The organism is Priestia abyssalis (assembly GCF_002019595.1).
Classification (GTDB): Bacteria; Bacillota; Bacilli; order Bacillales; family Bacillaceae_H; genus Bacillus_BA; species Bacillus_BA abyssalis.
The window spans coordinates 2110783-2123925 of record NZ_KV917369.1 but is presented as its reverse complement, the minus strand read 5'-3'; the positions used below and the strand labels follow the sequence as shown (position 1 = coordinate 2123925).

The following is a 13143-nucleotide window of genomic DNA, read 5'->3' as shown; positions in this document are numbered from 1 at the left end:
AAAGGGAGGCAAGATGCAAGGAGCATAAGAAAAACGGTGTTTCTCATACTTAAAAAACCTAATTCGTCCAATCGTGAATTAGGCTTCCAATAGCGTGTAATATCCACTATAAGTCGGTATGAGAGAAAAAGCTGATAATGCAAACCAACAAATACAACTGAAAACAAGGGGAATAATAGTGATCAGCAAGCAGTTTTTTCTAACTGATTTTTTATCCAAATCAACATCATTCATCCAAACGATTCCGACAACCGGAATAAAAAAGGATAATAGATAAAACAATGTTAGTTGTTCACCTGACATGCCTGCTCACCACCCATTTTCAAAAATATGGACTTACTGCATAGTAAAAAAGTTTCATTGGAATAAATGTATGTATGAAAAATTTTAAAGTTGCTTGACCTTATTTTTATTTTTTGTCTCATTTGAACGGAACATCATCCCGCAGTTCTTATTGCCAAGCCTCTAAACTAGTTCCGTTTAAGTTAAAGCCAGATTGTGCATATATTTGAAATTGCTAATTGATTTAACGTTTAATATGCGGTTAACTATAGTAGAGAGCTAAAGGAAACTTCCGTCCGTCGGGGCTTCCTTCCTGGTCATGCGGGATGAAAAACAGCGTTTACATACATAAACGTCCAATATAAGCTCCATACAACGCCGATATATACACTTAAGGAGAATCAATTAATGACAAAACAAAATAAAATCGCTTGGATTACAGATAGTACCGCTACTCTTTCAAACGCATTCATTGAAGAAAATGACATTTACGTCATTCCCTTGAATATTATTTTCGGAGAGACTTCGTACAGAGAAAATATTGATCTTTCCGCTTCCGAGTTTTATCAAAAATTAGCGGAATCAAAGGAACTTCCGAAAAGCTCGCAGCCCGCTATCGGAGATTTCGTTGAGCTGTATAGCAAGTTGAAACAAAACTATGAATATGCGATCGCCATACATGCTTCCAGTGTGTTAACAGGAACGTTTCAGGCTTCGGCGACCGCTGCTCAAATGGAAGAATTCAATGTGGAAGTGATTGACTCAAAAATCGGATCCTATCCGTTAGGAAAAATGGTGGAAAAAGGGGTAGAGTTAGAAAAACAAGGGAAGTCGTACGAAGAAATCGTCTCCCATCTTCGCACACTGCCAGATAAGGGCCGACTGTATCTCGTTCCCGGAAGCTTGACGCAGCTTCAAAAAGGAGGCCGACTTTCAACAACGCAAGCGATAATCGGAAGCTTGATCAAATTAAATCTAATCGTTAAATTTGAAGACGGGAAAGTAGTGTTATCCGAAAAAATTCGGAAAGCAAAAAAAGTGAAAGAACGCCTGTTTCAAATTTTTGCCGAAGAAGCCCACCTTATTAAAGAAGCAAGTATTGTTCATGGAAATGATGAGGATCAAGCGAACGAATGGAAGAAAGAATTGGAAGAGCTTTATTCACATATTAAATTTACGACTACTACCTTAAGCCCTATTGCTGGAACCCACTTGGGTCAAAATACACTCGGATTAGGGTGGGTAAACGAATAATAATCCATTGGAATTCGTAATAGAATTGTCTATGTAACGACCATGTCAAAAAAATTGATACAGAAAGCCCCTTTCACCTTACTTGAAAGGGGTTTTCTATTATTAACTCCAATCATTTGTCGAAAGGCCTCTCCTTGGTGTACAAAAAGGACCAATTACATCCATAACCACTTTTGCTTTTATTTTTATATCTGCACATATAATGGCATTGACAAAAAATTGGTTTCCAAAAATGGTGTTTTCTCGTTCACAGAATGTCTGATGGATATTTACTTTTATATTGTCAGCTCCCAGAGGAGACGGTAAGCAAACGATGACCTCTTCCTCCATAAGCAGCGTTTCATCGAATTGGCATATTATCCGATTTAATGAGGTATTTCGAATCGTAATCATTAAATGCAAGAACCATTGGATGGTTATCCTTCCAGGATTTCCGTTCATGATGTTTGTAATCGTATAGCTTGGATTCCCTACCGCCTTACATTCTACTTTTATCGTATCGCCATTCATTATCGCTTCCCTTACGAATTCTCGGCAGCAGTCCTCGTTATCACCATCACATGGATAAGAGATGGACGCTCTTTCCCTCGTTTTGATTACTATCCAATCATAAACCTTGTCTGCTTCTATGCATTGAAGGCCAAGATTAGAAAACCTTTGGGTAAGTTCGATATTTAGAACAAGTGTCTCGCCGGCCTCAAGAGTTATCGTGAATTCAGCTGGCAAATAGTTCGGGGTATTCGCGATCACTCGATAGCTTCCGGGAGGCAATCCAATGATGATATAACTTCCATCCGGAAGTGTAACGGTTGACCTGATCGGAACGCTAGATCCTAATGGATAAACTTGCACAACCGCTCCTTCTATAGGCTGATTCGTTCTTGCATCAGTCACTCTTCCAACTAAGGATGCAGGTTGATCGTCGAGAACAAAGTTGAGTTCAGTCGTCGTTCCCCTGACTAGAGTAACGGTTTGAATCTCGGATTCAAAGCCAAAAGCAACGGCACTAACGGTGTAAGTTCCAGAATTCAACCGAGGAATCGTGTACTCCCCATTTTCATCCGTTAAAGTAGAAGTAATGAATTGACCATCGGAACTGAATACACGTATTACGCCCCCTTCAATAGGGTCCCCCGTTCTTCCCGACAAGACTGTTCCCGTCAAAATAGCCGGATTGGATAATAAGTTGGCATTAAGGGTAAGGGATTGCCCCGCTGCAAGAGTAATATCGCTTGTTTGGGAAGCATAGCCATCTGCCGAGAAGCTGACTGTGTAGTCTCCTGGAGCAATCCCTGTCAATCTATACCTTCCCTGCGAATCAGTCAAAATCGAAGCAACAATAATTCCCGTTCCTGTAATGGAGACGATGACGTTTGCTCTAACTATGGGTTGACCTGTTTCTGCATCTCTTACTGTCCCTTGGATAACAGCTGGATTGGATGCTAATTGTACATTTAATATTCGGTCTTCATCTGGAGCCAATACCACCCGGAATACTTCTGTTATATAATTTTCTTTCGAAAACTCAATCCGGTATTCCCCTTCCGAAAGTCCGTTCAGAAGATAACGACCCATTGGGTCTGTAATAGTTGATCGAACAGGCACCGTCGACCCCACGAAAAACACTTGGACTAAAACTCCGGAAATCGGCTGCCCGGTTCTTTCATCTGTTACTGTTCCCCTTAATCTTGCAGGGTTCGGTGGCAATTGGAAGTTGACTGTCTCTTCTTCTCCCGGAGTCAACGTAATGACCATCGTTTGAGAAGCATGGCCCTCAGCTAAAGCGGTAACAGAGTATGTGCCTTGCGCCAAGCCGGAAATCGTATACTGGCCATTCATATCCGTCAGCGTACCGCCGATTAACGACCCTTGCAAATCGAACACTCGAATAAGGGCATTTGGCAGGACAGCTCCAGTTGCAGCATTGCGAACTGTTCCGTTAATTTGAGCTGGATTCCCTACTAACGCGGTATTGACTACCTCTACCTCTCCCGACGCGAGAATGACCGGGACTGTCTGGGTAACATACTCGGGGGCAGAGAAGACGACATTGTAGCTGCCCAGTGCCAGACCGGTTAACACATACTGCCCATTTTGATCGGTTTGTGCAGACGCGACTATGATTCCTGTTCCCTGGATGACAGTCACCACTCCGGCCTGCTGGATTGGAAGGCCGGTCGCTGCATCCGTAACCTGGCCGCGAATCGTGGCTGGATTCGGCGTCAACTGGGCATTCAATGTCCTCACTTCATTTGGAGCCAGCATGATCCGGAAAACTTCTGTACTGAAATTATCGGTGGAAAAGACGACTCGATATTCTCCTTCACCCAACCCCGTAATGACATAATCACCATTTGGATCAGTGAGGATCGTTTTAACTGGAACAACTGTGCCAGGAATAAATACTTGGACCAATACTCCTTCAATCGGGTTATTATCGGCCGCGTTCGTCACTCGTCCTCTTAACGTCGCCGGATTCGGTGTCAGCTGGAAGGTGACCGTCTCTTCCTCTCCCGGAGCTAAAGTGACGGGTAACGTTTGAGAAGAAAATCCATCTGTACTAGCAATAAGGGAAATGGTACCTTGCGGCAAACCCGTTAATACGTAGTTCCCCGTTATATCCGAAAAGGCACTTCCTAAAAACGCTCCCTCCAATGTAAAGGCCTGGATAAGTACATTTGGAATGAGATTTCCGGTTAAAGCATTCGTCACAGTTCCTCTCACAGCAGCCGGAAACGTATCTAATGAAGCATTCACAGTCTCCGTTTCTCCTGGAGTCAAGATAACCGGAACCGTCTTTGTTTGGTAGTTATCAGCGGAAAAGACAATAGTATAGGAGCCTTGCGGCAAATTAGGCAACATATAGGAGCCAGCAGGCTCTGTCAGGATGCTGGCCACTACAATTTCCGTATTTGGAATGACAAGTTGGACTAACGCTCCGCCAATCGGGCTGAATGTGACCGCATCTGTTACCGTACCCGTAATAGCAGCTAGGAATGGATTTAATAAGACATTGAGAGTTTCAGTTTCATTCGGACCCAATATAACATTGTGGACAGAATTGGCATACTGATCAAAACTGACGATGACTCTTACGGCCCCTGCCGGCAGCCCATCCGCTATATAAAAGCCATTCTCGTTTGTTAACACTCTTCGAAGCAGCACTTCGGTTCCTTCCTTGAATATCTGGACAATTGCTCCGACTAATGGAATCCCCGAAACGGCATCGGTCACGGTTCCTTGAAGGGTGGCCGGAGAACCTATTAGTGCAAAATTTAAATTCTTGATTACATTTGGCACAACTTCGATGTTCTGGATTTGTGGCTGGTAGTCTAAATTAATAGCAGTCACCGTATAATTACCCGGTGCAAGGCCAGTGATCACGTAGCCTCCTTCCATATCAGTCTGTATGCTCCCAACAATCACTCCCTGAGAATCCAACACCCTTACAAGAGTATTCACTAAAGGCACTCCGGTTGAAGCGTCTGCCACGGTTCCTTGAACACCGCCCGGGTTTGAGGTTAATTGAAAATCCACTTGTTGGACCGTATTGCTGATGACTTGAGCAGAAACACTGGCAGAGCTAAAGTTGGGTTCACTTGCCACCAATACATAAACGAGGGGAGCCAGCGTCGTTGTTTGGTAGAATCCACTTTCATCAGTAATAGTCGTATATACGATTGGTCCTGTGCCTGACAGCTCCCTAACAAGCACTGTCGCTCCTTGTATGGGAGTTCCTGTTAGAGAGTTGGTGACAAACCCTTGAATAATACCGGGATTTGGTGTCAAAGCAAAGCTTAAAGTAGAAGTTTGGTTAGAAGATATAATCGCCCCTGCTGATTGCTGGCCAAAATCTGCTGCATTCGCCACTACAGTATAAGTACCCGGTGAAATTCCCGAAAAAGAATATTGACCAAATTGATCGGACACAGCAGCCTGAACGAGGGTATTGGTAAAGTCAAATAATTGAACGACAGCGTTAGGAATCGGATCACCGTTCACTATATTGGAGACAAAACCGTTCAAGTTTCCAGGATTCGGTGAAAGGCTTAATGTCGTATTCAAAACGGCTCCTCTGTCAGCAAATACACTCATTGAATCTGTTCCAAAGTTAGAGGCATCTGCCGTAATAGCCAAACTTCCTGCAGGTAAATTCGTAAACACGAACTGCCCGTTTGAATCAGTAACTCCAGTTCCAACAATAATGCCATTCTGCTGCCTAACGCTTACGTTAGCCCCGGCGATCGGCGCTTCAGTTGCACTATTTTGAACCGTAACCGTCAACGTAACAGGATCTGGTGTGACGACATTAACAACATTGGTTGTCGTATCTGATGTGACTTGAGCCGAAACGGTAGATGCGCTGAAACCTGGAGCGGTTACCGTAACAAAGTAATTTCCCGGCGGCAGACCAGAAATCGTATACGTACCATCACTATTGGCCAATACACTTGTTACCAACACTTTATTTTCATTGAAGATTTGAACTTGAATATTGTTGCCTGTTACAGGATTTCCATCTGTATCTAACACCGTTCCGCTGATCGCACCCCGGTTTGGCGAAAGAGCAATATCTGCGGTCGTTGTCTGATTGCTGGTAATAAGGGCCCCTATGGTAGTAGATCCAAATCCGGCTCCGGAGGCAGTGACTGTCACCGGGCCTAGCGGTAAATTATTGATTGTATAGTTTCCAAAAATGGTCGTTGTCGCCGCAGCAAGAATGGTTTGTGTCACCGCATCCCGAACAACAACCGTTGCTCCTCCAATCGGTGCCCCTGTTTGCGAGCTGGTAATCTGCCCATTAATAGATCCGGGGCTTGCTTCGAGTGAAAGGTTAACACCCGTCAAATCTTGCCCTGGATTCAGAACAACTCCTACGAAGGATGGGATAAAGTTTTCGGCACTCGCTTTGAGGGTATAAGACCCAGCTGGTATATTCGTAATCGTATATTGCCCTTGTACATCGGTAAAAGCGAACCCGATGACAGTCCCCGTCGAGTCCGTAATATGAACAAGGGCATTAGCCAATGGCTGGCCATTAGAGGATGTAATGACTCCAGAGACCGTTCCTGGATTCGGCACAAGGTCTAGTGACACGGAAGAGGATTGATTGGCTACTACCGTTACCCCTGCATTTGTTGTACCAAAACCCGGGGCGGTTGCGGATACTGTATAACTTCCGGGTGCCAAGTTAGAAAATTGGAACGCCCCATCAGGATTGGTGACAGCAGAGTCGATAAATCGTCCATTATTGTCCAATAAGCGAGCGACGGTTCCTGTAACGACTGGATTCACCGTACCTGTAATCTGTCCTGGCTGCGGAACAAGTGATACCGTCACCGGCGTTGTTACATTCGATTGAACAAAAGCTCCTACTGTTCCGTTTTGAAAATTATCCGCAAAAATGGTCAACGTATATTGATCGGGCGGAAGACCATTGACGACGAATGTTCCATCCTCGCTCGTTAAAACGGTGGTGATAAGGGCTCCTTGACTATTAACAACGTTTACGGCCGCCCCTGGGATTGGGGTTCCTCCCTGCGAGTTTAACACCGGTCCAGTGATCGAACCAGGAGATGGGCTCAACGAGACATTGGCTGTTGATGTCTGCCCCGATACGACCATTTCTGAAACCGCAGCCGTCTGGAAATTACCCGCAGATATAATGAGCGTGTAGGAACCTGGAGCCAATTGATTGACTAGATATTGACCGTTTGGATCACTGAAAACAGTGGCCACAATTGCTCCGCTTGAGTCTACCACTCGGACTTCCACATTGGCTCCTGCAATCGGGGTTCCTGTTTGAGCATCCGTAATTTGCCCGGTAATGGCACCCGGGTTCGGTGCTAAGGCGAAATTGACCGTTGTGGTAGCATTCGGTGAAATCACAGCCCCGGATATAGCTGTTTGAAAATTAGGTGCTGTCGCATTTACCGTATACGTACCGGAAGACAATCCGGGAATCGTATATATTCCATTGGAATCCGTTACAGCCGAAGCAATAATAATGCCGGTCCCTGTACTAAGCTGCACGCTCACTGTAGCACCGATAATGGGAGTTCCATTACTATCCGTCACTTGCCCCGTCAGCGTACCGGGATTTGGCTGCAAGGTGAAATTTAATAGTGTTATCTGGCCATCAATGATCATGGCCGCTAACGTTTGAGCAGCAAAGTTTTCGGCACTTGCCACTACCACATAATCGCCCGAGGCGAGATTCGGAATCAAGTAATCGCCGTTGCTGTCCGTGACGGCTGTCGCGACAGGTATATTATTTTGAAAAACCGTTACTTGTGCACCTTCAATTCCTACATTACTGTTATTAACAACGGTCCCAGACAAAGCACCGGCCATTCTGCTTAACGCTGCATTAATAACGGTCGTCTGATTAGAATTGACGATAGCCCCTACTGTGCTGCTTGAGTATCCATTCGCAGTAAAAACTACACTGTATGAACCGGGAACAACACTCTCAAAAAGATAGGTACCATTCCCATTTGTTATGGTCGTATTAACAACCGTACCGCTCGAATTGATTAACTGAACAGTCGCTCCGCTTATTCCAGTGCCGGTTAAACTGTCGGTTAGCGTTCCTGTAATTCTTCCTGGATTTGGCTGCAGAGGAATATTAGTGATCGTCGTGGCATTGCTTATAACCGTTGCGCCCACAGTGTTAGTTCCAAAGTTAACGGCACTTGCCCTCACCTGATACTGTCCGGGTGCCAAACCTGAAAACATGTAGGTTCCAGAACCATTCGTCACCGTGGAATCCAGAAATATTCCCTGATTAGTTAACAATTCGACGGTCGCACCAGGAATAGGTGCTGAGGTCACATCATTCGTTACCATACCTGTAATCGCTCCCGGATTCGGCTGCAGCACAAAATTAACCGTGGAAGCTTGCCCCGGCTGTGTAATCACTCCCTGGGTCTGAGATTGGAAGGTTGGCGCCATAACTGTCACCGTATATGGACCGGGAATCACATTGGTAAATGAATAGCCCCCTAAAGCATTCGTGGTCGTTTGAGCAATGACCGCTCCCAGATTATTCGTTAACGTGACAGTCGCATTTTGAACAGGATTGGAATTACCTGTCACAGTACCTTGAATCGTACTAGGTGCCGGTGTGAGAAAAATATTTTGTGTGAGTGATTGGCCGCTCGCAACAGTGACATTTACGGAAGCAGGTAAAAAATTGGGCGAATTGCTGACGGAGATCGTATATGAACCTGGGGTTACATTAGTGAAACTGTAGAAACCGGATACGTTAGAGGTCGTTACTGCTACGGGATTGCCGTTTTGAAGTAACGTTACATTGGCTCCGGGAACAACCGTACCGTTGGATTGATTGATGATTGTTCCGCTAATAGTGGCGGCACGCTGGACATCGATATTAACAGTAGACGTATTAGATTGAATACCCTTTCCCGTAAAACTATCGAAACCTGTTGCCTTCACTCGATCTAACAAATACTCGGCATTTTGTTCATCATTTGTAAAACTCCCTGTAACCGTAAACGTAAGAGTGGCCGTAATACTTGGATTCAAATTTCCGACATTCCATGTCAATGTACGGTTGCTTGAATTATAGGTGGTCAGTCCCTGGCTTGCAGAGTTCACAACAAAGCTGGAAACAAAGTCTAATCCTACTACATCGGAGGCAAAAATGGTGGTCGCTTGCGATAGTCCCGTATTCGAAACGGTCATCATCCCCGTCCAAGTGGCAGTTTGCCCCAAGAGAACTGAAGTTGGTCCCGATGTTAATATTTTATCTGTCCGTAATTGAGCCCTTACATCTACTTCACCTGAAGAAGCCGGCTCACTTAATGCATTGGCGAAACTGAAGCCTTCAACTGCACGTAATGAATCTTTATTAAAGTTATTTGCATTGGTAGAGGTAAAGTAAATGGCTCTAATTAAGGAGCTTTCAGTAATATTCAAGAAAGAAAATACAGTGCTTGCCGGTAAAAACCAGTCCAAAAAGTAGTCGGGGTTGCCGCCAAAATTTGAGTCTGCTTGCGTAATCCGAGCAAAATCGTAATTCGTAATGGGCTGGCTGAAGTTCGGGTTTCCTCCGCCCGTCCCTTCCGCCGGATCATTCCAGGAATTAACGAGTTTGTTCGTATTTTGAATAAGGTTTACGGTATTATTTAAACCATTTACATTAAACAACCAATCATACGTACCCGGCACCCCGCTTGTGTTAATAAGAACCCCCCATGCAAAGTTATCAAATCCAGTCAGCTTGCTATTTCTGGGATCTGCATTTAGACGCAGCCGAAAATACACATTTATGCCATCATAGGCAAAAAAACCTGCAGGGGAAGTAGAATTTCCTACAATATCCGTGGCTGCAGGACTTTCATCCCCTGTCGTATCAAACAAAGGGACACCGTTGACTAATATCGGGGTATATTGAGTATTACTTGGAAACGGCACACTTTTTCCCCTCCTAATAACTAAATGTTCCTTTATCATATGCTAATTGGTAATTTTCGCCTGAGTAAAATGCTTAGCAAATGCAAGCTTCCTCTTTTTTAGTCTCATTAGTTTGTAAGGAATTGTTTCAAACAATTGAAAAAGGGAAATAAACCAATAGACAAGTTTTACAAGGAAAGGAGAAAACACAATGAAGACGATTACAGTACAACTCCAGATTGATGAACAAGCCATACCCGAAGATAAAATACAAGTAAAATTGGCGGAGCATTTAAAAGGGACGGAATTTGATTTAATTTCTTTTACAGAAAACGATGAACGAGAACAAACTGATTCTACCTACGCAAAAATGCATGCTTCTTTACCATCAAAGCCTGATGGAGTCGACCCTGATATCAATTCTGCCGGAGCAGGAGGGCAAGTTTCTCCTGATTCAAGCGGTTATCCCAAAATAAAATAATATTTTGGAGCAAGCCACAGGAAAACAAGGGAGAAACAATACCTCCTCCTTTGTTTTCCTTTTATTTTGCTCAAACCCCAAATTCATATAGCCCAATCAATTTCTTCCTTAAAAATTTTTTACTGTGCTCTGTCACCAGCACCCGTCCAAGTGAATATATCCTTTATTATTGGTGTAAGAAAGGATGAGATCATTGGCAAAAAGCAATAGAGGCCATTCCCTTTATAAACTGCCTTCAAAAGGAAGAGGCACTTGTCCCGTTTGCAGTAGAACGAGAATCAAACTTCTTTACCCCGCCAGCAAATCGGACGGACAGAAATTCAAAATATGCAAGAGGTGCCGTAACGCCTCTCAAGAACGAATTGACGCAGCGAACATATGAAGAAAGAGGAGGACTCAAAGGCATGAAAAACACCTTTGAGCCATCCTCTTTTCTCTTTAATATGTATTCGTTTGAATTTTCAGTTTTACAGATGCACGCTCATCTTCCCATTGAACCGATACCGGATGTTCAAAAAAATGAGAAAGATACTCTTCCGTTAACACTTCTTTTGTGTTTCCGGTCTTGTATATCTCCCCGCGGCGAAGGAGCAATGTCCGCGTAAACACAGGCATAATTTCTTCTAAATGATGTGTAACATAGATGAGGGTCGGACCATCAGGCCGCTTTGCCAATTCATTGACGCTTTGAAGCAATCTTTCTCTTGAGAACAGATCAAGTCCGTTACATGGTTCATCTAATATTAAGATAGCCGGTTCAGCCATAAGCGCTCTTGCGATGAGCAGCTTTTGCTTTTCCCCCTGCGAACATGCAGCATACGTACGATTGACTAAATGGCTGCAGCCCATGATCTCCATGAGGGAAAGAGCCCGTTCCAACTCTTCTTGCATCACATGCTCATACAAGCCGATGGATGCATGCTTCCCGCTGATCACGACTTCTTGCGCTAAATCGTGCCCATAAAGCTTTTCCTGCAAAGAGGAACTGACCCACCCGATGGATTTCCGCAGCTCGGGCAAATTAACCGCACCAAAACGCTGACCAAGAACGTGAACGGTTCCCTTTGTCGGCCAAATGTATCCGTTAATAATGTTTAACAGCGTCGTTTTTCCCGACCCATTCAGGCCAAGCAGCGCCCAATGTTCGCCCTTTTTGACTTGCCAGCTTACATCATGAAGCAAATTGGTCTCTTCTCGCTTCCACGATACTTTCTGTAAATCAATTACATATTCCATAGAATGAACACCTCTCCGATTCCCATCATCACTTTTTCCATAAAATATTAAAAATAGTTCTTATTTTTCTCTCTTGTTCATTATACCAAATATTGGTGCGAAAAAGAGAATTCACTGCATGTTTCTACTGCAATATACAACTTTAGTTTGACAGCCATTTAGACTGACAGATAATGTAGACACGCAGTCGAACCGGAAAAACCCTAGTGGGCACATAAAGGGTTCTCACCTAAGCGGATGACGCCACCCCCGCAAGGGGGGTGTCATCCGCTTAGGTCTAGAAAATTCGACATGACCCCCTTTTGGTCATGCCGAATTTTCTAAATCGATCTATAAATATTTTTTCTCCAATAATGCCAGCAGTCTTTCACTAAACTTTCCAATTTCAGAAGAAGGTTTTCCTTTTAGCCCGTGAGGATGGGGAACTTTTTTCCCCTGATTCCATATTTGCTTCAATAATTGTGGGGTTTGTTTAGCAGATTCAACCACTTCATTAACTAATTGTTTCTTGTGTTCGATATCCATTTGGATCTCCCGCTGTGTTTGCGTCAGCTTGTTCATTTCACTATTAATCATATCTGCTTTTCGCTGAATCCGTGCCGTTGTTTCTTGGACACTCATTAAATTCGGCTTCATCTCTTTAATAGCCCTAAAAATTGAATAACCCAAGTAAATAAGGGAAAGAACAAAAAGCGCAATGCTCGCATAAACGATAACCATTGTGTCAATCTCCTCCACTTCGAAAATAAATGTTTGTTATATGTTATGTACCCACTTTTTTTGAAAAATAACAGTTGTCTTCATTCTATATGTTTTGGTGAAGCATTTAGTGTCCGTTTTCCGGTAACTTTACCGGTGCTTTTATTCCATGATGATGGAATCTCGATGAAAACATGTATAAGATGAAACTTAGTTTAAAAGTGGGTTTAAACTTGCTTCATACGGGGAAACAAACCCTTACATCAAATATTAAAAGAAGAGGAGGCAAAACAAGATGGAATGGATTTTATACGTAAGTGTTGCATTAATTGCCGTAGCTTTTGCGGTCGTATCTATTTTTCTAGTAAAGGCATTAAAGTCGCTTGATCAAACATTGAAACATACAGCGGAAACAGTCGAGCGCCTTCCGGGACAAATCGATGGTTTGACGAATGAGGCCACCATTCTTCTTCACCAAACAAATCAATTGGCTGAAGACATTCAAGAAAAAACAGGGGCTCTGAATTCAACGTTTCATGCAGTGAGAGAAGCCGGAGATTCTTTGAGAATGGTAAATGAAACGGTGAAAGATACGACTGAAACAGTATCACATCAAGTAAGAAAACAATCGGACAAGATTACCGAGGCCGTACGATGGGGAAATACCTTATTCGCCTTATGGAACAAATGGCAGGCTCAAAAAAGAAACAAACATACTTATAACCAGGTAAAGACTGAACAAACCTATTAATATCACCGAAAATGAAGCCTCA

General features: G+C 43.6%; 7 protein-coding genes. 3 read left to right on the top strand and 4 right to left on the bottom strand.

Annotation, left to right across the window (positions count from 1 at the left end):
* Window positions 1–78: 78 nt before the first annotated feature.
* A complete protein-coding gene (locus tag BK575_RS09780; RefSeq protein ID WP_078410202.1) occupies window positions 79–303 on the bottom strand; it encodes a hypothetical protein in 225 nt (74 codons plus the stop codon).
* A gap of 387 nt (window positions 304–690) precedes the next feature.
* Between BK575_RS09780 and BK575_RS09775 the strand changes: the two genes are divergently transcribed.
* On the top strand, window positions 691–1536 hold the full coding sequence (locus BK575_RS09775; protein WP_078410201.1) for a DegV family protein: 846 nt from the start codon (window positions 691–693) through the stop codon (window positions 1534–1536).
* A gap of 102 nt (window positions 1537–1638) precedes the next feature.
* On the opposite strand, the gene BK575_RS28005 is transcribed toward BK575_RS09775, so the two are convergent.
* Window positions 1639–9975, bottom strand: coding sequence for a carboxypeptidase regulatory-like domain-containing protein (locus BK575_RS28005; protein ID WP_169907692.1), 8337 nt, complete (start codon window positions 9973–9975; stop codon window positions 1639–1641).
* A gap of 190 nt (window positions 9976–10165) precedes the next feature.
* Here BK575_RS28005 and BK575_RS09705 point away from each other — a divergent pair, with 190 nt between their 5' ends.
* Window positions 10166–10435, top strand: coding sequence for a hypothetical protein (locus BK575_RS09705; RefSeq protein WP_078410200.1), 270 nt, complete (start codon window positions 10166–10168; stop codon window positions 10433–10435).
* Window positions 10436–10873: 438 nt separating this feature from the next.
* Here BK575_RS09705 and BK575_RS09695 read toward each other — a convergent pair whose 3' ends face one another.
* Both BK575_RS09695 and BK575_RS09690 read right to left on the bottom strand, forming a co-directional pair.
* Window positions 10874–11671, bottom strand: coding sequence for an ABC transporter ATP-binding protein (locus BK575_RS09695; protein WP_078410198.1), 798 nt, complete (start codon window positions 11669–11671; stop codon window positions 10874–10876).
* A 330-nt stretch (window positions 11672–12001) separates the two neighbouring features.
* Window positions 12002–12391 carry a DUF948 domain-containing protein gene (locus BK575_RS09690; protein ID WP_078410197.1) on the bottom strand — a complete coding sequence of 130 codons (390 nt, stop codon included), beginning with the start codon at window positions 12389–12391 and terminating at the stop codon, window positions 12002–12004.
* A gap of 274 nt (window positions 12392–12665) precedes the next feature.
* Here BK575_RS09690 and BK575_RS09685 point away from each other — a divergent pair, with 274 nt between their 5' ends.
* Window positions 12666–13121 carry a DUF948 domain-containing protein gene (locus BK575_RS09685; RefSeq protein ID WP_078410196.1) on the top strand — a complete coding sequence of 152 codons (456 nt, stop codon included), beginning with the start codon at window positions 12666–12668 and terminating at the stop codon, window positions 13119–13121.
* Window positions 13122–13143 lie beyond the last annotated feature (22 nt).